General features: G+C 65.2%; 23 protein-coding genes. 18 read left to right on the forward strand and 5 right to left on the reverse strand.

Annotated features, from left to right (window positions below):
• Window positions 1–24: 24 nt before the first annotated feature.
• Window positions 25–1,143, reverse strand: coding sequence for a mandelate racemase/muconate lactonizing enzyme family protein (locus tag VGN93_RS12935; protein ID WP_327507810.1), 1,119 nt, complete (start codon window positions 1,141–1,143; stop codon window positions 25–27).
• A 163-nt stretch (window positions 1,144–1,306) separates the two neighbouring features.
• Between VGN93_RS12935 and VGN93_RS12940 the strand changes: the two genes are divergently transcribed.
• From VGN93_RS12940 to VGN93_RS13025, 18 genes are all read left to right on the forward strand, one after another.
• Entirely contained in the window at window positions 1,307–2,035 is a 729-nt protein-coding gene (locus VGN93_RS12940; RefSeq protein ID WP_327507811.1) for a FadR/GntR family transcriptional regulator, read from the forward strand.
• Window positions 2,032–2,808: an acetoacetate decarboxylase gene (locus VGN93_RS12945; protein ID WP_327507812.1), complete on the forward strand. Its 777-nt coding sequence runs from the start codon at window positions 2,032–2,034 to the stop codon at window positions 2,806–2,808. The genes VGN93_RS12940 and VGN93_RS12945 overlap by 4 nt, the downstream gene beginning before the upstream one ends.
• Window positions 2,805–3,782, forward strand: a complete 978-nt coding sequence (locus VGN93_RS12950; RefSeq protein ID WP_327507813.1) for a C-terminal binding protein — start codon at window positions 2,805–2,807, stop codon at window positions 3,780–3,782. The genes VGN93_RS12945 and VGN93_RS12950 overlap by 4 nt, the downstream gene beginning before the upstream one ends.
• 15 nt (window positions 3,783–3,797) lie before the next feature.
• A complete protein-coding gene (locus VGN93_RS12955; protein ID WP_327507814.1) occupies window positions 3,798–4,844 on the forward strand; it encodes a Gfo/Idh/MocA family oxidoreductase in 1,047 nt (348 codons plus the stop codon).
• Window positions 4,845–4,846: 2 nt separating this feature from the next.
• Window positions 4,847–5,665, forward strand: a complete 819-nt coding sequence (locus tag VGN93_RS12960; RefSeq protein WP_327507815.1) for a sugar phosphate isomerase/epimerase — start codon at window positions 4,847–4,849, stop codon at window positions 5,663–5,665.
• Window positions 5,662–6,468, forward strand: a complete 807-nt coding sequence (locus tag VGN93_RS12965; RefSeq protein WP_327507816.1) for an SDR family NAD(P)-dependent oxidoreductase — start codon at window positions 5,662–5,664, stop codon at window positions 6,466–6,468. Before VGN93_RS12960 ends, VGN93_RS12965 begins: the two co-directional genes overlap by 4 nt.
• On the forward strand, window positions 6,465–7,220 hold the full coding sequence (locus VGN93_RS12970) for an SDR family oxidoreductase (RefSeq protein WP_327507817.1): 756 nt from the start codon (window positions 6,465–6,467) through the stop codon (window positions 7,218–7,220). The genes VGN93_RS12965 and VGN93_RS12970 overlap by 4 nt, the downstream gene beginning before the upstream one ends.
• A gap of 14 nt (window positions 7,221–7,234) precedes the next feature.
• A complete protein-coding gene (locus tag VGN93_RS12975) occupies window positions 7,235–8,287 on the forward strand; it encodes a zinc-binding dehydrogenase (RefSeq protein ID WP_327507818.1) in 1,053 nt (350 codons plus the stop codon).
• Between the two features lie 109 nt (window positions 8,288–8,396).
• On the forward strand, window positions 8,397–9,158 hold the full coding sequence (locus tag VGN93_RS12980; protein WP_327507819.1) for a FadR/GntR family transcriptional regulator: 762 nt from the start codon (window positions 8,397–8,399) through the stop codon (window positions 9,156–9,158).
• A 111-nt stretch (window positions 9,159–9,269) separates the two neighbouring features.
• Window positions 9,270–10,247: a substrate-binding domain-containing protein gene (locus VGN93_RS12985; RefSeq protein ID WP_327507820.1), complete on the forward strand. Its 978-nt coding sequence runs from the start codon at window positions 9,270–9,272 to the stop codon at window positions 10,245–10,247.
• 102 nt (window positions 10,248–10,349) lie between these two features.
• On the forward strand, window positions 10,350–11,879 hold the full coding sequence (locus VGN93_RS12990) for a sugar ABC transporter ATP-binding protein (RefSeq protein WP_327507821.1): 1,530 nt from the start codon (window positions 10,350–10,352) through the stop codon (window positions 11,877–11,879).
• 13 nt (window positions 11,880–11,892) lie between these two features.
• On the forward strand, window positions 11,893–12,900 hold the full coding sequence (locus VGN93_RS12995) for an ABC transporter permease (RefSeq protein ID WP_327507822.1): 1,008 nt from the start codon (window positions 11,893–11,895) through the stop codon (window positions 12,898–12,900).
• Window positions 12,901–12,924: 24 nt separating this feature from the next.
• Window positions 12,925–14,553 carry a GMC family oxidoreductase gene (locus VGN93_RS13000; RefSeq protein ID WP_327507823.1) on the forward strand — a complete coding sequence of 543 codons (1,629 nt, stop codon included), beginning with the start codon at window positions 12,925–12,927 and terminating at the stop codon, window positions 14,551–14,553.
• On the forward strand, window positions 14,550–14,963 hold the full coding sequence (locus tag VGN93_RS13005; RefSeq protein WP_327507824.1) for a hypothetical protein: 414 nt from the start codon (window positions 14,550–14,552) through the stop codon (window positions 14,961–14,963). Before VGN93_RS13000 ends, VGN93_RS13005 begins: the two co-directional genes overlap by 4 nt.
• Before the next feature lie 13 nt (window positions 14,964–14,976).
• Window positions 14,977–15,759 (forward strand): SDR family NAD(P)-dependent oxidoreductase, encoded by a 783-nt coding sequence (locus tag VGN93_RS13010; RefSeq protein WP_327507825.1) that lies wholly within the window; start codon window positions 14,977–14,979, stop codon window positions 15,757–15,759.
• A gap of 28 nt (window positions 15,760–15,787) precedes the next feature.
• Entirely contained in the window at window positions 15,788–16,969 is a 1,182-nt protein-coding gene (gene rhmD, locus VGN93_RS13015) for an L-rhamnonate dehydratase (RefSeq protein ID WP_327507826.1), read from the forward strand.
• Window positions 16,970–16,984: 15 nt separating this feature from the next.
• Entirely contained in the window at window positions 16,985–17,731 is a 747-nt protein-coding gene (locus VGN93_RS13020; RefSeq protein ID WP_327507827.1) for an SDR family NAD(P)-dependent oxidoreductase, read from the forward strand.
• A 154-nt stretch (window positions 17,732–17,885) separates the two neighbouring features.
• Complete coding sequence (locus VGN93_RS13025; RefSeq protein ID WP_327507828.1) at window positions 17,886–19,202, forward strand: Nramp family divalent metal transporter; 1,317 nt, start codon at window positions 17,886–17,888, stop codon at window positions 19,200–19,202.
• A gap of 123 nt (window positions 19,203–19,325) precedes the next feature.
• On the opposite strand, the gene VGN93_RS13030 is transcribed toward VGN93_RS13025, so the two are convergent.
• Genes VGN93_RS13030 through VGN93_RS13045 form a run of 4 tightly spaced genes read right to left on the reverse strand, consistent with a single transcriptional unit; the run spans window position 19,326 to window position 23,898 of the window.
• Window positions 19,326–20,180, reverse strand: a complete 855-nt coding sequence (locus VGN93_RS13030) for an alpha/beta hydrolase (RefSeq protein ID WP_327507829.1) — start codon at window positions 20,178–20,180, stop codon at window positions 19,326–19,328.
• Window positions 20,181–20,196: 16 nt separating this feature from the next.
• The gene (locus VGN93_RS13035; protein WP_327507830.1) at window positions 20,197–21,660 is read right to left on the reverse strand and encodes an NAD-dependent succinate-semialdehyde dehydrogenase; all 1,464 of its coding nucleotides are present in this window, start codon (window positions 21,658–21,660) and stop codon (window positions 20,197–20,199) included.
• Between the two features lie 12 nt (window positions 21,661–21,672).
• Entirely contained in the window at window positions 21,673–22,872 is a 1,200-nt protein-coding gene (locus tag VGN93_RS13040) for an iron-containing alcohol dehydrogenase (RefSeq protein WP_327507831.1), read from the reverse strand.
• A gap of 21 nt (window positions 22,873–22,893) precedes the next feature.
• The gene (locus tag VGN93_RS13045) at window positions 22,894–23,898 is read right to left on the reverse strand and encodes an Ldh family oxidoreductase (protein WP_327507832.1); all 1,005 of its coding nucleotides are present in this window, start codon (window positions 23,896–23,898) and stop codon (window positions 22,894–22,896) included.
• Window positions 23,899–23,969 lie beyond the last annotated feature (71 nt).

A 23,969-nucleotide genomic window follows, 5' to 3' on the forward strand; every position in this document is an offset into this window, starting at 1 on the left:
TGTCAAACAAGTTTACAGTCTCAATCATAGAACGAGCCGGCTCAGCACGGCTTCGTCGACGGTGATGCCGAGCCCCGGACCGGCCGGTGCGCGAATGTCGCCGCCGACATGCCAGATCGGCTCCTCCACCAGTTCGCTCTGGACGACGACGGGAAACGGTTTCAGCTCGAACAGGCGCGCGGTGCGCGATGCCAGCGACAGGTGGAGGCTGGCGGCGGTGAGGATGGCGCTGCTCCAGGCATGGGCGTTGACGGTGATGCCGTTCGCCTCGCACAGCGCATCCACCATGCGGAAGCCCGTCACGCCCTCGGCGCGCGAAGGGTCGACGCCCAGCACGTCGACCGTGCCGGTCTCGATCAGGCGCCTATAGCCGCTGAGCGTCCATTCGCGCTCGCCGGTGCCGATCGGCACGTCGACCGCGGCCTTCAACGCGCGATAATCCTCGATCAAGGTCGGATAGAAGGGCTCCTCGATCCAGCCGATATCGTATTCGGCCATGCGCCGAACGGTGGAGATGGCTGTTGCCGCGTCCCATTTCACGCCATTGCCGGCGTCGACGATGATCTCGAACCCGTCGCCGACGGCCTCGCGCAGGGCGCGGATGAAGGCGACGTCGTTGTCCGGCTCGCGGCCGATATTCGACAGTCCCTTCTTGGCAAAGCCGAGTTTGACACCCCGAAAACCTTGCTCCTTGAAGCCGACGATCTCCGCGACGCAGTCCTGGATGGTCGCCTTGTTGACATGGCTGGAGGCGTAAGCCGGCAGGCTCGCGCGGGCATCGTCCGAAAGCAGCGCATGGAGCGGCTTGCCTTGCAGCTTGCCCTCGATGTCCCAAAGCGCCATGTCGAGCGCGCTGTAGGCGAAACAGGCGATGCCGCCCTCGCCATACCACCAGCAATGTGCGCGCATCCTGTCCCAGGCGCCGCGCACATCGATCTCGCCGGCCTCGATGAGCATCGTGCCCAGCGCATCGATGATCGTGGCCGTCGCCGCGCAGGCTTCCGGCCACATGGCGATGCCTTCGCCCCAGCCGACGACGCCGTCCGTCGTTTCGACGCGAACCAGCGTCGTCATGCGCCGGTTGGCGAAGTCGTTCGGATCGGAATAGGCGATCACAATGGGCCGCACGTGACGAATGCGCATGATGTTCCTCAACCCGTCGGGCGGTCTTGCTCCTCACCGCCGACGCTGGCGATTGACTAACACTATCTCTGCGGTTACGTCAATAAGTGGTAAGGCCAATTGGCCACTTGACAAGATCGGGGTCAAGATGCGCAGATGGTCCGGTGTCATGGGAGGCAGGAGCGTGCAGGAACGGAGCTTTTCGGGCGTCGAGCCGGTGAAGAGGACGGGGCTGACGGAAATCCTCGTGTCGCGGATTCTCGGCCTGGTAACCGCGGGCAATCTCAAGGCGGGCGATCAACTGCCTTCCGAGCGAAGCCTCGCGGAATCCTTTCAGGTCAGTCGCCCGACGGTGCGCGAGGCCGTGCGGGCGCTTGCGGTCCTCGGCGTCCTGGAAATCCGCCACGGCGGCGGCATCGTCGTTTCGCAGCTGAGTGCCGCCGATCTGCTCAAGCCGCTGACCTTTTTCCTGACCTTGCAAAACACCGAGGTGGACAAGCTCTATGAAGCGCGCGAGCTGATCGAGAGCGATATTGCAGCCCGGGCGGCGGTGAAGGCGAGTGCTGCGGATGTGGCGCTGCTCGAGAGATTGATCGCGGAGCAGGAGGCGGCGACGGAGACGCCCGTACAATATCGCGCGGTCGATACGACCTTTCACCGCCACCTGGCGGAGCTCGCCGACAACGAATTCCTCGCCCGCACCGCCGAGAGCCTGAACATCCTCGGCCTGGAATTCCGCAAGGTCGCGTCCGAAACGCCGAGCGTCATCAGTCGCTCCATCCAGGATCACAAGGCGATCGTGAAGGCGCTGCGGGAGAACGATGCGGAGGCCGCGCGCGCTGCGATGGCCGCCCATATGCGCAATGTCCTGCGCTCGACGCGGGAATCGATGAAGGCCGGAGACCGACCATGACGGAACGCCGCTGGGGCCTGACCCGCCCTACCGAAGCCGATATCGCAAAGGGCGGGTTCTCGACGCCATGGGACGCGCCCTTCATCCCGCCGTTCCCGTTCCAGTTCCGAAATTGCGAGATCCTGACCGTCTTCTACCGCACGGATCCGGCCGCCGCCGCCTTTCTCGCGCCGCCGCCGGTCCGCTCGACCGGTGATATCGTGGCGGTGCATCTCTACAAGATGAACGATACGGACTGGATCGGCCCGTACCATGAATGCAACGTGATGTTCGGCGCGGACGTCGCCGGCCGTTCCGGTGCCTATTCGCCCTACCTCTTCCTGCATTCGGACGGCGGCGTTGCGCATGGGCGCGAAATCCACGGCCAGCCGAAGAAATATGCCAATCCCTCGCTGGAATTTCGCGGCGACCTCATCGTCGGCAAGGTCGAGCGCAACGGCATCGACGTCATCACGGTAACGACGCCCTACAAGCAGCGCCGGGCCGATCCGGCCGAGATGCGCCGGCATTTCGATTTCGGCATCAATCTCAATCTCAAGGCGATCGATCATATCGATGGACGGCCGGCGATCCGGCAGATCACCTCGCGCAAGCTGACGGAGGTGACGGTGCATGAATGCTGGGTCGGCCCGGCGACGGTGGAGTTGCGCCCCAATGCGCAGGCACCGGTCTTCCGTCTGCCGGTCATCGAGCCGATCGAGGCGTTTTTCTGGAAGGCCGATTTCACGCTGGTGAGCGGCGAAATCATCCACGACTACCTGGACAAGGCATGACCATGGGCAAGCGCAAAGTCGTCGTCACCGATTACACGTTTCCGGCCCTTGCGCAGGAAGAGGCGGCCACGGTCGCCTCGGGCGCGGAATTCGCCGCCTTCCAGTGCCGCACGGCAGAGGAGGTGGCCGAGGCCGTGCGCGGGGCCGACGTCGCGGTCGTGCAGTTCGCACCGCTGACGGCGCGTGCGATCGGGGGACTGGCCGAGGGTGCAGCGATCATCCGCTACGGCATCGGTTTCGACAATCTCGACATAACCGCCGCCAATGCCCGCGGCGTACCGGCCGGCTATGTGCCGGACTATTGCATTGACGAAGTCGCCGATCACACCGTGGCCCTGATCCTTGCGCAACTGCGCAAGATCGTGCCGCTCGATGCCAGCATTCGCACCGGAGAATGGGCGGCGGTCGCGGTGGCCAAACCTCTTGCCGCCTATCGCGACACCACGGTCGGTTTCCTTGGCTTCGGCCAGATCGCCCGGGCCGTTGCCGATCGGCTGCGCCCGTCCGGCTTCCGCTTCCTCGCCGCTGACCCGTTGCTTGATGCTCCATCGGCAGATGCTCTCGGCGTCGAGCTCGTCGATCCGGAATTGCTGGTGGAGCGGGCCGATGTGCTGAGCCTGCACGCGCCCGGCACGCCGCAGACCACGAAATTCATCAATGCCGAGAGGCTGGCGCGGATGAAGCCCGATGCCTTCATCGTCAACACGGCGCGCGGCGTGCTGGTCGACGAAGCGGCATTGGCCGAGGCGCTGAGGGCCGGCAGGATCGCTGGCGCGGCGCTCGACGTCTTCGAAGTCGAGCCGCTGCCGGCGAATTCGCCGCTGCGCAAGGCGCCGAACCTGATTTTGACGCCGCATGCTGCCTGGTATTCGTCGGCAGCCATCGAGGCGCTGCAGCGGCTCGTCGCCGATGACATCCGCGCGCATCTCGCCGGCCGCCCGCTGCGCCGGCCGGTGCCGGGCTCGAAGCACTGAGCGAGGAGGACAGGAATGCCCGACAAGGTCAATATCGGCATCATCGGGGCGGGCTGGTGGGCGACCCTCAGCCATATCCCGGCGCTGATCGCCAATCCGCATGTCGATATCGTCGCCATCAACCGTCCGGATGCGGAAGGGCTGGAAACGGTATCGAAAACCTTCGACCTGCCGCACGCCTATCTCAATGCCCGCGAGATGCTCGACAGCGAGACGCTGCACGGCGTCATCGTCGCCTCGCCGCATGTGCTGCATGCCGAACATGCGACGCTCGCGCTGGAGCGCGGGCTGAAGGTGCTGATCGAAAAGCCCATGGCCACATCCGCCGCTGATGCGCGCGCGCTGGTGGCGCTGGCAAAGGCCCGGGGCGGCGAGATCATCATGCCCTATGGCTGGAACTACAAGCCGATGACCGATGCCGCGCACCGGCTGATCCGCGAAGGCTGGGTCGGCGAGGTGCGCCATGTCGTCGTGCAGATGGCGTCGGCGCTGGCCGATCTCTTCGGCGGCGAGCCGATGGCCGAGACCAAGGATCATCTGTTCCGTCCGCCGGCCTCGACCTGGGCCGATCCGAAGCGCTCGGGCGGCTATGGCTGGGGCCAGCTGACGCACGGGCTCGGCGCGGTGTTCCGCCTGGTCGATCTCGCACCGGCAAAGGTCTTCGCCAGGATGGGCCTGTCGCCCGCCGGTGTCGACTTCTACGATGCCGCCGTGGTTGAGCTTGCCAATGGCGCGACCATGGTGCTGTCCGGCTCGGCCACGGTGCCGAAGTCGCGCGGCTTCCAGCTCGATATCCGTGTTTTCGGCACAGAGGGCATGCTGCTGTTCGACATCGAGCGGGCACGCGTCGAAGCCGTGCGTCACGATGGCAAGACCCATATCGAGACGCTGGGAGACGATGCTGGCGCCTATGAACAGGTGGAGCCGATCGCCCGGCTGGTCGATCTGTGCCGGGGGAAGGACGTCGTCAATCCGGCGGATGGCATGATCGGCGCACGCGCGACTGCCGTGCTGGACGCGATGTACCGCTCGGCGAAATCGGGACGCATGGAGGAGGTTTGACGATGAAACTGAGCATTACCAGCTGGTCCTTCCCGCTTCTGACGCTGAACGAGGTCGGCGCGGTCGCGCGTGCTATCGGCATGGAGGGCCTGGATGTCGGTTATTTCTACCGCTCGGCCCTCGACAAGTCCCGGCTGCTGAAGGAGCCCGAGGCCTATGGCCGTGAAATCGCGGCGCGGCTGCCTTTGCCGGTCTCCAATCTCTACCATCTGTTCGGCGCCTCGCCGGCCGAGCGCAACCTCGCGCTACCGGGCCACCGCGCGGAAAACCTCGCGGATTTCCGCCAGGTCCTGACGTTTTGCCAGGCGGCGGGGTCGCCGACGGTCTTCGTTCTGCCCGGCCTCATCAATGGCGCGCAGACGCGCAAGCAGGCGCTGGACGAAACCGTGGAATCGCTGAAGCCGCTTGTCGCGGCGGGGCAGGAGGCGGGCATCGACGTCTGCGTCGAGCCGCATGTGCATTCCTATCTGGAAACTCCGGGCCTGACGGCCGAAATGTGCGAACGCGTGCCGGGCGTGAAGCTGGCGCTCGATTATGCCCATTTCGCCGTAAGTGGTTACCGGCAGGAGGAGATCGACGCACTCATCCCCTGGCTCGGCCATGCCCATCTGCGCCAGGCGCGACCGGGTGCGCTTCAAGCCAAGATGGAGCAGGGCACATTGAACTTCCCGGCAATGTTCGGCGCCTTCAAGGAGAGCGGCTTCACCGGTTACGTCGCCAGCGAATATGTCCATCAGGATTATTTCGACACGGTGCACGACGACGTGATGTCCGAAACCATCAAGCTGCGCGACCTCTTCCGCGCCTGGAGACAAGCATGAGCGACAAGGCAGTCATCGTCACGGGGGGCGCGGGCGGCATCGGGCTCGCCATCGCCACACGGTTGAAGGCGGACGGCTTTGCCGTCGTCGCCGCGGACCGGAATGCCGATGCGGCGCGCGATGCCGCCGCCGGGATCGGCGCGGACTGGCGGACGCTCGATATCGCGGACGAAGCTTCCGTCGTCGCCACGGTCCGCGACGTGGCGCGGACCTACGGCGGGCTTGCTGCTGTGATCAACAATGCCGGTGTCCACATGCAGAGCCTGGTCGTCGAGACGACGGCCGAGGACTGGGATCGCATCCACACCGTCAATGCCCGCGGAACCTTCCTGATGTGCCGCGAGGCGGCGCGGGTGATGGGACCGCAGGGGCATGGACACATCGTCAACATCGTCACCCGGCTCGGCTACGGCAATCCTTTCTCATCGGTCTATATGTCGTCGAAGAATGCAGTTGCGGCGCTGACGCAGTGCCTTGCGGTCGAAATGGCGGCGACGGGCGTGCGGGTCAACGCAGTCGCCCCCGGCCATGTCGGCGTCGGGACAGGGATGGAGGCGGCCTTCCGCAAGAAGGCCGAAAAACTCGGCAAGGACTGGGATGCGTTCGAAAAGCAGGTGGTCGGCTCCATTCCGCTCGGGCGCTGGTGCAAGCCGGAGGATGTGGCCGGCGCGGTGTCCTGGCTGCTCGGACCGGATGCGGATTTCGTCACCGGCGAGGTAATCTCGATTACCGGCGGTTTCCAGGCCTATGGCATCTCACCGGACCGCCAGGCCGTGCTCGACGCGATTGAGGCCGCGTCATGAGCCGCGACCTTTCAGGTAGAACGGCGCTCGTCACCGGCGCGCGCCATGGCCTCGGCGCGGCGACGGCAACGGCGCTCGCCGAGGCAGGCGCAACCGTCGCCGTCTGCGGCCGCAAGGCGGGCGACTGCGCCGAAGTGGTCGCGGCGATCGAGAAGGCCGGCGGCAGGGCGATCGACACGGCGCTCGATGTCGCCGACCTTGCGAATGTCGGGGCCCGTATTGCAGAGATCGTCGGCCGGCTCGGCCGGCTCGACATCGTCGTCAACAATGCCGCGACGATCGAGCCGATGGCGCCGATTGGCGCGCTGGATATGGAGCGGTTCGACCTGGCGATGCGGATTAACGTATCGGGTGCGGCTGCCGTCGTGAACGCCGCCTGGCCGCATCTTGCCGGTCACGGACGGATCGTCAACCTGCTGTCCGGTGCCGCGACGCGGCCGTTGCATGGCTGGGCGGCCTATTGTTCGGGCAAGGCGGCGCTCCTGATGCTGACGCGCGCCATCGACGAAGAGGGCAAGGCCGAGGGCATTCGCTGCTTCGGCATTGCGCCGGGCCTCGTCGATACGGCGATGCAGGCAAGCATCCGCGCCGCCGGCATCAACGAAGTGTCCAATATCCCGCAGGAAAAGCTCTCCGATCCCAAGGTTGCCGCCCGGGCGATCGCCTGGCTCGCCTCCGGCGCGGGTGACGAATATGCCGGGACGATGGCGGATGTGCGGGACACGGACTTCATGGCGAAGGCGAACAGATAAGAGGAGCAGTCACGATGCCCAAAATGCTGGCGGCCTATCTGCCCGGGAATTCGACGGTGGACCTGCGCGAGATCGAGCGGCCGAAACCCGGCATCGGTCAGGTGCTGCTGAAGATGAAGGCGTCGGGTATCTGCGGCAGCGATATCCACTATATCTATCACAAACATCTCGGCGACGACCCGCGCACCTCCTATCAGGGGGTCGTCTCCGGGCACGAGCCGGCCGGAGAGGTCGTGGAGCGCGGCGCGGGTTGCCGTCATTTCAAGCCGGGCGACCGGGTCGCGGTCTACCACATTTCCGGCTGCGGCTTCTGCCGCAACTGCCGCAAGGGGTTTCAGATATCCTGCACCGACCCGGCGCGCGCCGCCTATGGCTGGCAGCGCGACGGCGGCCATGCCGAATATCTGGTGGCCGACGAGCGCGACCTCGTGCACCTGCCGGATTCGCTGAGCTATCGGGACGGTTGCTTCATCTCCTGCGGCGTGGGAACCGCCTATGAGGCGGTGCTGCGCGGCAATGTCTCGGGCGGCGATGCGATCGTCGTGGTCGGGCTCGGGCCAGTGGGCATGGCGGCGCTGATGCTGGCGAAGGGACGCGGAACGCGCCTTGCCATCGGGGTCGATACACAGGCCGACCGCGTGGAAACGGCACGCAGGCTCGGCCTCGTCGATCATGGGCTCACGGCCGGCGCCGACACGCTCGGCGAGATCGAGGCGCTGACCAGGGGCGGCGCCGGCGTCACCATCGATTGTTCGGGCAACCCGCGCGGGCGGCTGTTGGCCCTGCAGGCCACACGCACCTGGGGACGCTGCGTCTATATCGGCGAAACCGGTCCGGTCCAGTTCGACGTCAGCGACGACCTGCTGCATCGCCAGCGCACGATCTATGGCTCCTGGGTGACCAGCGTGCACAACATGGACCAGTGCTGCGAGGACCTCGATGCCTGGGGCCTGCACCCGCACGACATCATCACCGATGCCTTTGCGCTGAGCGAGGCGCCGGCCGCCTATGCGCTGATGGCCGGTGGTAAATCCGGAAAAGTCATCATCGCCTTCGACGACGCGTAAGGAAATTTGCCAGACAAGTTTGCAGGTTGCAGAATCGTGTTTTAGGCTCCACTTTCATGGCGGGTTGTCGCGGCCGACCGGGCTGCGCCTACAAATGTGGAGAAATTCAATGCAAGAGCTGGGACAGATCACGCCGCTTGAGCGTGCGCCGGCGGCGGCCGAACGGGTCGCCAACCAATTGCTCGAACTGATACGGTCCGGCAATCTGAAGGCCGGCGACGTGCTGCCCTCTGAAAACGACCTGGCGCGGGCGCTGCAGGTCAGCCGCCCTGTCGTTCGCGAGGCGCTGCGCGGGCTGTCGATCATGGGGGTGGTGGAAAGCCGCCAGGGCGGACGCTGCTACGTCACCAGTCTCGAGGTCTCCCGGCTCCTCGCGCCGCTTCAGTTCGTCATGGCGCTGGACGAGAGCAATGTGAACGCGCTCTACCAGTCGCGGCTGATCATCGAGGTCGGGCTTGTGCGCCTGGGCGCCCCTCTCGTCGATGATGCGACGCTTGACCGGCTGCGGGAGATGGTGACGGCCGGCTACGGGCTGACGAAGGATCCCGTCGGGTTCCGGGTGCTCGATCTCGAGTTTCATGCATCGATCATGAAGATCGCCGGCAATCCCTTCATGGAAGTGGTGGCACGCAGCCTCTACGAACTCGGCATGGAATACCGCCGCGTCGCCTCCGAGACGCCCGGCGTGCTCGATCGCAGTGCTGCCGAGCACGAGGCGATCGTCGAGGCTCTCGCCACGCGCGACGCGGAAGCGGCGGCCGCAGCCATGCAGGCCCATCTGAGCTCCATCAACCGCACCACCTATGACGCGATGCAACGCGTCGGCGCGGAGAAAACGAGAAAGCGGGAAAAGGCCCCGGCCGCATTCTAGCATCGCAACTATAAACTTAGCTTACAAGATTACCAGTTGACAACTTTCGTGTTCCCGCCAATGATGATGTGACGCCGATGGAGGAGCGTCATCAGGGAGGATTTCGATTTGTTGAGGAGACTCACCACGACCGTCGCAGCGCTGGCACTGGCGGCCGTCATGCAGAACAGCACGGCATCAGCCCAGGACACCAAGCTGACGGTCGGCGCTATCTATCTGGACGCGCAGGGTTTTTACGCCGGCGTGCGCAAGGGCGTTCAGGTCGGCGGCGCCGATCTCGGCAAGAATGTCCAGATCATCGAGACCAATGCCGGCGGCGATGTCGGCAAGGAAGCGTCCTTCATCGACCGGCTGGTTTCGGCCGGCGTTCAGGCAATCATTCTCTCGGCGGTCTCGCCGGAAGGATCGGTGCGCGCGATCAAGCGGGCGCATGAAGCAGGCATCCCGATCGTCTGCTACAACACCTGCATCAACGACAAGGCCATGAAGGAATATGTCTACGCCTATGCGGTCGGCGATCCCTTCCAGTTCGGATACAAGATCGGCCAGGTCGCAGCGGAGGATTTCGTCAAGGCCGGCAAGACCGAGCCCAAGATCGGCATTCTCAACTGCGAGTTCGTCGATGTCTGCGTGCAGCGCCGGCTCGGCTTCGAGAAGGCATTGAGCGAGAAGGTGCCAGGCTTCAAGATCGTCTCCAACCAGGAGGCGACGATCCTCGACAAGGCGATTTCGACCGGTGAGAAGATCATCACCGCCAACCCGGATGTGGATGCGCTATGGGGCGAGTCCGGCGGTGCTGCGCTCGGTGCTGCCAAGGCGATCCGCAACACCGGCAATATCGGCAAGATCCACGCCTATGGCTCGGACATGACCACCGAGATCGCACAGGAAATCATCGCGGGCGACGTGATGCGCGGCACCGTCGATGTATCGGGACAGGCGCTCGGCAAGCTGGCATTGCAGCAGGCCGTGAAGGCGATCGAACAGCAGCCGCAGGGCCAGCTGATCGTGCCGAACCCGATCGACCTCTACACCAGCGCCGAACAGGCGACCGCTTGGCTGGCCGCTCATCCGGACGGCCTGCCGTAAAGCAATCGGCCCTGTGACGTCGAGCGTGCCGGCCCGCGGCCGGCATATCCTCTCTTGTCGGCCACAAGCCGACGATCCCATGGTTTCGAGCAAGTGACACCAATGGCAGCGCCCGCTCCATCACAACACCCGGTCCAGCCGATTGCCAGCATCGCAGGCGCGGTAAAGCGCTATGCCGGCGTTCTCGCGCTGGACCATGTCGACTTCGCCGTGCAGCCCGGCGAAGTGCGTGCGCTGCTCGGCAAAAACGGCGCCGGCAAGTCGACGTTGATCCGGCTGCTCACGGGTGCGGAAACGCCCGACGAAGGCTCGGTGACGTTCGCTGGCCAAGGGCTCGACCAATCCGGGGAGAACCGTACGCGTCAGGCCTCCGCCCTCGGCGTGCGCTCGGTCTATCAGGAACTCAGCCTGGTGCGTGACATCAGCATCGCCGAGAACATGTTCCTCGGCGTCTGGCCGCGCCGGTGGGGCGTGCTCGATCATCGCGACATGCGCCGGCGCACCGCCGAGGCCTTGGCCAATCTCGGCCTTTCCCTCGATCCGGCAACGACCATCGCGGCACTCAGTCCTGCCGAACGCCAGCTGGTCGAAATTGCGCGCGCCACGATGGGCGAGCCGAAACTGGTCATCCTGGACGAGCCGACGAGTTCGCTGGCGGCGGCGGAGGTCGAGCGGGTATTTGCCGCCGTCCGGCGCATGCGCGACCGCGGCGTCGCGGTGATCTATGTCAGCCACCGGATGAAGGAAATCCGCGAGATCGCCGATACGGCGAGCGTGATGCGCGATGGCCGTATCGTTTCGACGCTCGATATCGGCGCGGCCGATACGCGCGACATCGTCCGCATGATGCTCGGCCATGACGAGGGCAAGGACGAACTGGTGGTGCCGCGCGGGGCCGGAAAGACGCTGCTGTCGGTGCGCAACATTCGCTATCTCCCGAAACTTCAGGATGTCAGCTTCGATCTCCGGCAGGGCGAGGTGCTCGGCATTGCCGGCCTGCTCGGATCGGGCCGCACCGAACTCCTGCGCATCATCGCGGGTCAGGAGCGCGCCGACGCCGGCACAGTGGCTCTCGACGGTATCGACGTCACCGGCGAGAGCTGGGCCGGCATGCTGAAACGCGGGCTCGGCATGACGCCGGAAAGCCGCAAGGACGACGGCATCGTGCCATTGCTCGGCATCGACGAGAACACGGTGATGACCGATGCGAAACCGGTCACAGCCTATGGCGTGCTGTCGGCGCGGCGTATCGCGACGGCGACGCGTGACATCGTCCAGCGCATGAGCGTGAAGGCGCCGAAGACGACGACGCCGATCGGCACGCTGTCGGGCGGCAACCAGCAGAAGATCGTGATCGGCCGCTGGGTCTATGCCGGCTCGCGCCTGCTCCTGCTCGACGAGCCGACGCGCGGCGTCGATGTCGAGGCCAAGAGCCAGATCTACGCGATCATCCGCAAGCTCGCGGCCGAGGGCAAAAGCATCGTCTTCGTCTCCAGCGAGATCGAGGAACTGCCCAAGGTCTGCGACCGCGTGCTGGTGCTGCGCGACGGCTGCATCGTGAAGACGTTCGCGGCACCCGACATCAACACCGATGAACTGATGACGGCCAGCATCGCTGGCCATGCCTATTGAGATGGAACGGACCATGGCTCAAGTCACTGTCACACGAGAGGCTCAGCGGCCGCAACGCCGCCTCGACTTTCAGCGCATGAACGAGATCGGCCTTCTGGTGGTGATCGCGCTGCTCTATCTGGCCTTCTATTTCTACGCCAACAACTTCCTGACGTTCCGCAACCAGGTCTCGATCCTGCGCGACGCGGCGACCTTCGGCATCGCCGCCTGGGGCGCGACGCTGATCATCGTGGCGGGCGAGATCGACATCAGCGTCGGCCCAATGGTGGCCTTCCTCTCGGTCTGTTTCGCCTTTCTGCTGAAGACGGACGACGTGCCGATGGTCGCGGCCTTCGTGCTGACAGCCGTCATCGGCGGCGCGCTGGGCGCGATACCCGGCGTGTTGCGGGCGGTGTTCGACGTGCCGTCCTTCATCGGCACGCTCGGCCTGTGGAGCGCGCTGGGCGGGCTGGCGCTTTATTTCACCGACTCCGTTCCGGTCACGATTCCGCCGAACGATTTCCTCGACTGGCTGGGGGGCGAGCTGCTCGGCCTGCCGATCTCGGCGATCGTGCTGTTCCTCCTGTTCGGCGTCTTCGCCTTCGTCAGCCGCAAGACCGCCTTCGGCCGCGCCGTCTTCGCCATCGGCGGCAATGCCAGCGCTGCCCATCTCGCCGGCATCAAGGTCAGGAACATCCGCGTGGCGCTGTTCGTCATCGCCGGTCTGCTCGCCGCTATTACCGCGATCCTGCTCACCGCCCGCAACGGCGTCGGCGATGCCAGCGTCTCGCGCAGCGGGCTGGAGTTCAGCGTCATCTCGGCCGTCGTGGTCGGCGGCACGGCGCTCACCGGCGGGCGCGGTTCGATCCTCGGCACCCTGCTCGGCATCATCGTCATCTCGCTGATCGGCAACGGCCTCGTGCTGATGGGCGTCAATTCCTACCTGCAGCCCGTCGTCAGCGGCGTCATCATCGTCGCCGCCGTGCTGCTGAACATCCTCGCCTCCCGCTATGGCGCGCGGCGCAACCGCACAGGTGCGTGAGACATGAAACCAGGGAGCACGGCCATGGCTGATACGCCAAAGCCCATCGATTGCGACGTGCTGGTGGTCGGTTCCGGACCCTCGGGCGCGGTCTTCGCCAAGCGCGTCGCGGAAGCCGGCATGCGCGTCGTCTGTCTCGAACAGGGCGACTGGGTCGACTATTCCAAGGCGATCTCGGACAAGCCCGGCTTCGAACTGACCGCGCCCCGCGACTGGCAATACGTGCCGACCAAGCGCGACAATTCCGGCGACTACCCGATCTCGGTGGACGATTCCGACATCATCCCGCTCTACTGGAACGGCGTCGGCGGTTCGTCCATCTCCTGGGCGGCCAACTGGATGCGCAATCTGCCGAGCGATTTTCGCGTGCGCACGCTCGATGGCGTCGCCGACGATTGGCCGATCTCCTACCAGGACCTGATGCCGCACTATGCCCGCACCGAGCGTGAGTTCGTGGTGTCGGGCGTGGCGGGCGATCCGATGTATCCCGGGCAGGACGAGCTCCTGCCGCCGGTTGACCTGACCCGGGCCGGACGCCTGGTTGCGGCCGCGCAGAACCGGCTCGGCTGGCACTGGTGGCCTGGAACCAACGCCATCGCCACCGTGCCGCGCAATGGCATGGAGCCTTGCCAGCAGCGCACCGCCTGCATGTGGGGCTGCGTGGAGAAAGCGAAGGCTTCGACCGACCGCACCCATTGGCCGGCCCTCATCGCGCAGGGCGTTCGTCTCGTACCGAACGCCCGGGTCGTCCGCATCGAGCTGGATCGGCAAGGTCTGGCGCGCGGAGCCGTCTATATCGACCGCACGACCGGTGAGGAGCACCTCGCCAAGGCGTCCGTCGTGGTGATCGCCGCCAACGGCATCGGCACGCCGCGCCTCCTGCTGTCGAGCCGCGTGCCCGGCAAGGAGGACGGGATCACGAACAGGTCCGGCCTCGTCGGCAAGCGGCTGATGCTGCACCCGACCGCGGCCGTCGTCGGCCTGTTCGACCAATCACTGGAAAGCTACCGCGGCGCCTGGGGGCAGGTGGCCTACACGCTGCAATTCTACGAAACGTCGAAGGATCGCGATTTCGTTCGCGGCTCTAAATGGAGTCTCCAGCCGACCGGCAGTCCGGCCCAGATCGCCCGTCGCTGGCCCTGGGGGGACGAGAACCAGCTGTGGGGCGAGACCTTCCATCAGGAGTTTGCCCGCCGCTTCGGCCGTTCGGTTTCCTGGGGCATCATCTGCGAGGACCTGCCGGATGTCGAAAACCGGGTGGAATTGGACATGGCGGCGCCGGACGATACGGGCATGCCGGGCGTGAAGATCCACTACAAGACCGGCGAGAATTCAAAGCGCATGCTGAAATTCATGACCGAGCGGGCGAAGGAGTCGCTGATCGAGGCCGGCGCCTACCGCACCGTGACGGCACCGCAAAGCCGCGAATCCGGCTGGCATATCCTCGGCACGGCCAAGATGGGCGACGATCCGAAGGACAGCGTGGTCGACCGCTACGGCCGCGCCCATGACGTCGCCAATCTCTTCATCATCGACGGCAGCGTGTGGCCGACATCGGCCGGCGTCAACCCGACCGCCACCATCGCCGCCTTCGCCTCCTGGAGTGCCGCGCATGTCGTCGCCAGCCGGGCAAACCAGAGGATGGCATCATGAACGCCGAGCCGCTATCCCTCTCGGAGCGTGCCTTGCTTGCAAGGCTCGCCGATACCCTGATCCCTCCGGCACCGGGATGCCTGTCGGCGAGTGAGGCCGGCATTGCCGGTGAACACCTCGACCAGGCCCTGTCCTATGCACCCGACCTCGTTGTCATGCTGCACAGGGTCATCGGTGCCGTCGGTAATGCCACGCCGCAGCAAGCCCTGCTGGCGCTCAAGCAGAGTGATGCGGCGGCCTATGACGCCTTCTGCGAAACCATCGCGGCGATCTATTTCCTGTCGCCCGGGGTGCGTGCCGCCGTGGGTTTTCCGGGGCGTGAGCCGAAGCCGGCGCGCGTCGACGTCGCCGATCTCGAAGATCTGCTGATGCCGGTGCTGGAAGCGGGCTTCGCGCCGCGCGCCGTGTGAAGGAGGGACGGGTATGCTTCTCGAAGGCAAAAGGGCAATCGTCACGGGCGGATCGCGCGGCATCGGCGGCGCGATCGTCGTGGAATTGGCAAGGCAGGGCGCGGATGTCGTGCTCGGTTACTTCGGCGAGAACGACAGCGGCTATGGCCGGGAATCGGCGGTCGAGAGCGTCGTTGCCGACGTCGAGGCGCTCGGCCGCAAATGTATACCCGTCGAAGGCAATATCGGCGAGCCCGCCACGGCCCGGACACTCGTCGATGCGGCGGTCAAGGCATTCGGTGGCGTCGACGTGCTGTCCTCCAACGCCGGCATCTGCCCGTTCCACGCCTTTCTGGACATGCCGCCGGAGGTCTTGCAGCGCACCGTCTCGGTCAATCTGGAGGGCGCGTTCTACATCTGCCAGGCGGCCGCCAACCGAATGAAGGCGCAGGGGACGGGCGGCGCCATCGTCGCCACCAGCTCGATCTCGGCGCTTGTCGGCGGCGGCATGCAGACGCACTACACGCCGACAAAGGCCGGCGTGCATTCGCTGATGCAGTCCATTGCCATCGCGCTCGGCCCCTATGGCATCCGATGCAACTCGGTGATGCCCGGCGCGATCCTGACGGACCTCAATCGCGAAGACCTCGAGAACGAGGAGAAGCTCGCCTATTTCGGCAAGCGCATCCCGCTCGGCCGCATCGGCCAGCCACGGGATGTCGCGACTTGCGTCGCCTTCCTCGCCTCCGACATGGCCGCCTACGTCACCGGAGCGTCGCTGCTCGTCGACGGCGGCATGTTCGTCAACCTTCAATAGTGGTTCATCCGACCGCCGGAGCAAGAGAATGAGTTCACAATTCCGTATCGCCTCGGTGCGCACCTACCTCGTGGAAAGCCAGGGGGATGGCGGCGATTATCACCGGCAGAAACAGGGCCATTGGCTGATCGACACGCTGATCAGCAATCCCATGTCCGCCTATCCGGAATACAAGGCCAGCCGCACGAGCTGGGGCATCGGCGTGCTCGGCTCCATCGTCGTCGAGATCGAGACGGAATCGGGCGCAACCGGTGTTGCGACCGGCTTCGGCGGGCCGCCCGCGCTCTGGCTGATCCGCAACCATTTCTCCCGCTTCCTGATCGGCCAGGATGCCCGCAACATCAACCGGATCTGGGACCAGCTCTTCCGTGCATCGATGTTCTACGGTCGCAAAGGCCTGCCGATCGCGGCGATCAGCGTGGTCGATCTCGCCTTGTGGGACCTGGTCGGCAAGGTGCGCGGCGAGCCGGTCTACAATCTGATCGGCGGGCTCAGCCGTGACGAGATCAGCTTCTATTGCACAGGCCCTGCACCCGACGCGGTGAAGGCGATGGGTTTTTGGGGCGGCAAGGTGCCGCTGCCGCACGGTCCCGCCGATGGCGAGGAGGGGTTACGCGCCAATGTCGCGTTCCTGGCCTCGCATCGTGAGAAGGTCGGGGCAGACTATCCCCTGATGGTCGATTGCTACATGTCGCTCGACGTGCCCTATGCCATCCGGCTGGCGGAGGCCTGCAAGCCGCTCGACATCTACTGGTGGGAGGAGGCGCTGCATCCCGACGATGTCGAAGGGTTCCGTTTCATCAAACGCGCGCACCCGACCATCCGCTGGACCACGGGCGAACATGAATATTCGCGCTACGGCTTCCGCCGGCTGATCGAGGAGAGGTTGATCGATGTCCTGCAACCCGACGTGATGTGGGTGGGTGGCCTCACCGAGCTGCTGCGCATTTCGGCGCATGCCTCTGCCTATGACATCCCGGTCATCCCCCATGGCAGCGGTCCCTACTCTTACCACTTCATCGCCTCGCAGCCCCATTCGCCCTACTGCGAATATGTCGCCGCGAGCCCGGACGGGCGCTCGGTGCTGCCGGTCTTCGGCAAACTTTTCAAGGACGAGCCGATGCCGAAGAACGGCAAGCTGGTGGTGGGCGCCGCACCCGGCTTCGGCATGGAAATCGCCGACCGGGCGATGCTGACGCATTTCGAATAGGACAGGACCGACAGAATGAACCAGATCGATCTCCGCGGCCAGACGGCCGTCATCACCGGCGGCGCGCAGGGCCTCGGTTTCGCCATCGCCAGGCGCGTCGCCGCTTCCGGCGCCACGGTCTCACTCTGGGATGTGGATGCCGGCGAGCTGCAAAGAGCCGCTGCCGAACTGGGCGACGGCGCAAGCGCCGTCACCGTCGACATTACCAGTCCAGAGGCGGTTGCCGATGCGGTGGCGAGGACGGAGGCGGAAAGCGGGCCGGTGTCCATCCTCGTCAATTCGGCCGGCATTGCCGGGGCGAACCACGCGCTTGATGCCTATCCCATCGACGAGTGGAAACGTGTCATCGACATCAACCTCAACGGCGCCTTCTACGTGAACCGCGCGGTGGTGCCCGGCATGAAGGCACGAGGCTACGGCCGCATCGTCAACATCGCCTCGATCGCCGGCAAGGAAGGCAATCCGAATGCATCCGCCTATTCGGCATCGAAGGCTGCGGTGATCGGCATGACCAAATCGCTCGGCAAGGAGCTGGCCGGCCACGACATCGCCGTCAACGCCATCACACCGGCCGCCGCGCGCACCCGCATCTTCGACCAGATGAAACAGGAGCATATCGACTATATGCTCTCAAAAATCCCGCGCGGCCGCTTCCTGGAGGTCGACGAGGCCGCCAACATGGTCGCCTGGCTGGTCTCCCGCGAAAACAGCTTCACCACCGCCTCCGTCTTCGATCTGTCCGGTGGCCGGGCGACATACTGAGAGCCGGCGGCTGAGCCGAAGCCGTGCCGCATGTTGCAGTTTGCACCACCACTTCCGGCGGACGGCCACAGACGCTGGAGGAACATCTTCGCGCGATTCCGGTTTGGCGCGGGCGCATTGCGATGCGTGCTCGACAACTTGGAGGTCTGCATCCATGACCGACACCGCGCTCAAAAGCCCGGCCTCCTTAAAAGGAAACGGAAATCCATCGCCAGTCGGCGGAACGGACCGGCCAATCCTCAAGCAGTTCGGTCCCGGCCTCATCACCGGTGCGGCGGACGACGATCCCAGCGGCATCACGACCTATTCTCAGGCCGGCGCTCAGTTCGGCTTCAACCTGCTCTGGCTGATGCTTCTGACCTATCCGCTTATGTCGGCCATCCAGATGATCAGCGGAAGGATCGGGCGCGTTACCGGCTGCGGGCTGGCTGCCAATCTGCGCGCAGTCTGGCCGAACCCGCTGGTGCTTTTCCTCGTGGGTCTGCTGTTCATCGCGAACACCATCAATATCGGGGCCAACCTCTCGGCGATGGGAGCGTCGGCCGAACTCGCCACGGGACTGCCGAGCGTGCCGGTCACCATCCTCTTTGCGGCCCTTTCCCTCCTGCTGCAGATGTTCGTGCCCTATCATCGCTATGCATCCTATCTCAAATGGCTGACGATGGTTCTGCTGTCCTATGTCGCGGTCCTCTTTGTCGTGAAGATCGATTGGACGGCCGCCCTGAAAGGCTTCGTCATGCCCTCGATGACGGCAAACGTAGACACCTTCACCGTCATCGTCGCGATCCTGGGCACGACGATCAGCCCCTATCTGTTTTTCTGGCAAACGAGCCAGGAGGTGGAGGAGATGGAGGAGAAGGAGGGCGCGCAACCGTTGCGGCGAGCCCCGCGCCAGGCAAAGCGGGAACTGAGACGTATCCGTATCGATACTTTCGCCGGCATGGCCGTCTCGAACCTGGTCGCCATCGCCATCATTATGAGCACAGCCGCGACCCTGCACACGAGCGGCAAGACGGAGATCGCAACGGCCGCCGATGTCGCGGAGGCCTTGAAGCCCATCGCCGGAAACTTCGCCTTCGCGCTGTTCAGCGTCGGGATCATCGGCACGGCCATGCTTTCCATTCCGGTATTGGCGGGTTCGGCGGCCTATGCGGCGGCAGAATGCTGCGGCTGGGCCGGCAGCCTCGAAAGAAAGCCTGCGGAGGCGATCGGGTTCTACAGCGTGATCGCGGCCGCGACGGTGCTCGGCCTCGCGGTGGAGTTTATGCCGATCGATCCCATCCGCGCGCTCTTCTGGAGCGCCGTGATCAACGGGTTCGTCGCCGTTCCGATCATGGTCGGCATGATGACGGTCGTCAGCCGGCACGCGCAAATGAAGCAGTTCACCGCCCGGCCGTTGCTTGTTGTCGTGGGATGGACCGCGACCGCTGCGATGGCCGCGGCGGCGATAGCGATGTTGATCTATCGGTGAAGTCCGACAATCGAACATCTTCCATTTCCGCGTGCTTCCCTCTGCACCGACCTATCTTGCAAGGCGCGAAAAACGCACCCCTTTCCGGCAACTTGAGGAAATAAGCGGCGGTTCTGCGCGTACTTAGAACCGCTGCAACGCGCTTTCCATGACCATTTTCGCAACACAGCCGCCGAGACATCCGGCCGGATCCGCCAGGTCGAGAACAACACTCATATGATTGAGACCCGGCACCCGCAGCAGTTCCGAGGCGCTGTCCTGACGGTTGAGCTGTGCATTCAGAGCCGCTGCCTGTTTTTGGAAGGGCGACGTTTCCTCTGCGCCGAATGCAATGATGCGTTGAGGGCACGGAAGCTGGCTCGAGGTCAGAGGCGACCAGGCTGCCGCTTCAGCGGGAGTTATCCTGGCCTCGTCGCGTAGGAAGCTGTCGGGAATTCCCGAGAGATCGTAAATGCCGCTGACCAGCAGAAGTCCGCTTACGGAGGGAAGGGACGGTTTCGTCGTCTCCTCCGGCCCCGTCGCCGCGAGAAAAGACGCCAGGTGCGCGCCCGCCGAATGGCCGCTGACCGTGATCTTGCGAGAGTCCGCGCCGAAATCGCCGGCATGCTTTTCGAGCCAGAGCACGGACCGCCGCACCTGGTCGACCAGCACTTCGAGGCGCTGGCCGGGCATCAGGTCATATTCGACGATGGCGGCAACACCGCCGGCCGCAAGGACCGGCGTAGCAACGAAACGGTAGTTCTCCTTCTCGCCGGAGCGCCAGTATCCGCCATGGACGAAGACATGCAGCGGCGCTCCGGCCTTCGGGCGTTCCGGCAGGACGACGTCCAGCACCTCCCGCGGCCGCGCGCCGTAGCGCAGATCGGCCAGCACATCCGCGCGGGCCGAAAATGTCCGGCTGCGCGCGGCGAATTCGGCCCCGATCGCGTCGAAATCCGGTACGAAATCGCGTATCCGGTAAAGGTCCTGTGACGTCATCCTGTTATCCCCCGCATCAGTATTCGACTGCGTAATACTTCGCCTCCATGAATTCCAGAATACCGGTGACGCCGCCCTCGCGGCCGAGGCCGCTCTGCTTGACGCCGCCGAAGGGTGCCGCCGGGTCCGACATCAGCCCCCTGTTGATGCCGAGCATGCCGCTTTCGAGGCGTTTGCCGACCTTGAGCGCCCGCTTCAGGTCGCCGGAATAGATGTAGGCGGCCAGACCATACTCGGTATCATTGGCAAGGCGAACCGCCTCGTCATCGGTTTCGAACCTGTAGACGGGGGCGACCGGGCCGAAGATTTCCTCGCGGGCGATGGCCGCATCGACCGGCACGTTTTCCAGGACGGTCGGCGGATAGAAATAGCCGTTTTCCGCAAGCGGTTTGCCGCCCGTGGTCGCGCGCGCGCCCGCGGCCACCGCATCGGAAACGAGGCGATCAATCTTGCGCACGGCATTCGTCGTGATCATCGGGCCGCACTGTGTTTCCGGATCATAGCCGGGACCGATCCTGAGCGCCGCCATGCGCGCCGTCAGCCCGGCGACGAAAGCATCGTGAATACCGGACTGGACATAGAAGCGATTGGCGGCGGTGCAGGCTTCGCCGGCATTGCGCATCTTGGCGATCATCGCGCCGTCGAGCGCGGCCTCGAGATCCGCATCGTCGAAGACGATGAAGGGCGCATTGCCGCCAAGCTCCATCGAGCAGCTGACGACCGACTTGGCGGCTTCTGCGAGCAGCGTGCGGCCGACACCGGTGGAGCCGGTGAAGGAGAGTTTGCGCACGCGCGGATCGGAAAGCATGGCGTTCGTCACGCCGCTCGGATTGGTCGTGGTCAGCACGTTGACAACGCCGGCGGGAACACCCGCCTCTTCGCCGAGGCGCGCCATGGCATAGGCGGTGAGCGGTGTCTCGGATGCCGGCTTGAGGATGACGGTACAGCCGGCGGCGAGCGCCGGCCCGATCTTGCGCGTCGCCATGGCCGCTGGGAAGTTCCACGGCGTGATCAGCACCGCGATGCCGATCGGCTCGTGATCGACGAGGATGTTGTGCGAGCCCGACGGCGTATGCCGGTATTCGCCCGGAATGCGCACGGCCTCCTCGGCATACCACCGGAAGAATTCCGCCGCATAGGCGACTTCACCGCGCGCATCGGGCAGCGCCTTGCCGTTTTCCAGCGAGATCAGCGTGGCCAGTTCCTCGGCATGCTGCGTCATCAGCTGGAACCATCGGCGCAGGATTTCGGCGCGCTGGCGGGCAGGGGTGGCGCGCCAGCCGGCGGCAGCCGCCTCGGCGGCATCGACGGCGCGGCGGGCATCATCGATGGACGCGTCGGTCACCTCGGCGAGCAGGTTTCCAGTCGAGGGATCGAGAACCTTTATCCCGTCGCCCTCGACCCAGCTGCCGCCGATATAGAGGCCCTGGGCGTGGAGTGCGGGATCGGCATAGCCGGAAACTTTGTCATGGAAGGTCATAGTTTTGTCCTTTCAGATCAGGCTGGCGCGGTCGCCGCCATGGGCGGCGGCGACGAGATTGCGCATCTCCCGCGGGTTCAGCGGGCGGGGATTGTTCTGGATGAGGCGCGTAATGCCGGAACTCTGCTCGGCCACCCAGTCGATACGGTCGTCGGAAAGGCCGAGGTCGCGCAAGGTCACGGGAATGCCGATCCGTTCGAAAAGCGCGGCGAGAGCGGGGATGACGTCTTCGGGGCCGTCCAGACCGGCCGCATCGGCGATCTGGGCGAGCTCCTGTCCGATGACCGGCTGGTTCCAGGTCATCACATAGGGCATTAGGCAGGCGACGCCGAGGCCGTGGGCGGTGTGGGTGAGCGCGCCGACGGGATACTGGATGGCGTGCGCCGCGGCCGTCCCGGCCACGCCGAAGGCGAGCCCCGCAAGCGTCGCGCCCAACATGACCTTTTCGCGGGCGACCTGATCGGCGCCATCCTTGCAGGCGGCTTCAAGCCCCTGCCAGAGAAGGCCGATCGCGCTCAGCGCAAAATGATCGGACAGCGCATTCTTGCCGACGAAGACCCGTTGCAGCGCAAGGCCGGGCACCGGATCGCGCCGGATCGCGGTAAAGGCCTCGATGGCATGGGTCAGCGCATCCGCGCCGGCAATCGCTGTCAGCCCGGGCGGGCAGGAGAGCGTAAGTTCGGGATCGCAGATCGACACGGTCGGAATGAGATGGGGGCTGGAAATGCCGACCTTCAGGCTGCGCTCGGCATCCGAGAGCACGGCGACCGGCGTCACCTCGGACCCCGTGCCGGCGGTGGTGGGGATGGCGACCAGCGGCAGCACCGGCCCCGGAACGGTGTGTTCGCCGTAATAATCCTGCGGGCACCCGCCATGCGCGAGAAGAAGCGCCACGCATTTCGCCATGTCCAGGCAGGAGCCGCCGCCGATGCCGATGACGAGGTCCGGCTGGAACTGCCGGGCGTTCTCGGCGCTCGCAATGGCCGATTCGACGGGCACGTCCGGCAGGGTCGAGCTGTCCACCAGGACGGCGAGGCCGGCTGCCTCCAGCTTGCCGACCAGCGCGCGAAAATCGGCGTCGGCCGCAAGGCGCGTGTCCGTGACGACCAGCGCGCGCCGGCCGAGCGTGGCGGCGACGCTTCCGAGCGCGTGGCGCTGGCCGGCGCCGAAGAGCAATTCGCGCGGCGCCCTCAATGTGCCGAATAGGTTCATTCCGTGTCTCCTCCAGTGAATTCAGGCGGCCTCAAGGGCCATAAGCTGTTCGAAAAGCGGTTGCGGCAGGGTGATGCCCTCAGCCATCGCGGCGGCCCGGCGGCTGCGCGCGCCATCGCCGGGAACGGCGACCGGTCTTGCGGCATCGAACGGACGGGAAAGCCGCAGGCTGTCGAGATAGGCGGTCAGCGCGGGGGCCGCGCCCTTGCCGGCGGCGGGGTCGATGAGGACGAGAAGGTCGCCCTTGTTGGCGGCGTGATCGTCATCGAGCGTGCCGTGCACGTCAGGCGACAGGGCCGAACCGGCAAGCGCCGCCACAAGAAGCTCGATGGCGAGGCCAAGACCATAGCCCTTCGCATCGCCGAACGGCGCGATGGCGCCATCCTGTGCTGCCCTGGGATCCTCCGTCGGACGCCCGTCCGCATCCACGGCCCATCCCAGCGGGATCGGAACGCCGCGCAGCGCATGGTTGCGGATCTTGCCCATGGAGACGACGCTGGTCGCAAGGTCCAGCACGAAGGGCCGGTCGCCCGAGGGAATGCCGATCGCGATCGGATTCGTACCAAGCATGGCCTCGGTACCGCCGAAGGGATGGACGAGCGCCTCGCTCGTCGACATGACGATCGCGACCAGGCCATCGCGGGCGGCGGCCTCCGCATAGTAGGCGAGCATGCCGATATGGTTGGCGTTGCGGATGGCTGCAACCGCGATTCCCGTATCCGGCAGGTTCTGCCGGAGGCGGCGCATGGCGTTCATCAGCACCACGGGACCGAGCCCGCGTTCGCCATCGACATCGAGAAAGGCCCGCCGCGACCATCTGCAGGCGCCTTGCGTAAGCCCGTTCGCCAGTCCCTTCTCAAGGCGCGACAGCAGGAGCGGCAGGCGTTGCAGCCCGTGAGAGGGCAGTCCGCGCAACTCGGCCTCGACCAGAAGGTCGGCCTGAAGCGCTGCGGCCTGCGGCTCTACGCCCCGGCTTTCGAGCAGCGCCGTCGCCAGCCTGCGGAGTTGATCGGGCATGACCTTCATTTCATATCCTATATCGGATCATATACGATATTGTATTTGACATAGGATATCTTATTTGCAACAAAAGATCG

Origin of the sequence: Shinella sp. (assembly GCF_035998705.1) — a bacterium.
In the GTDB taxonomy this organism is placed as follows: domain Bacteria; phylum Pseudomonadota; class Alphaproteobacteria; order Rhizobiales; family Rhizobiaceae; genus Shinella.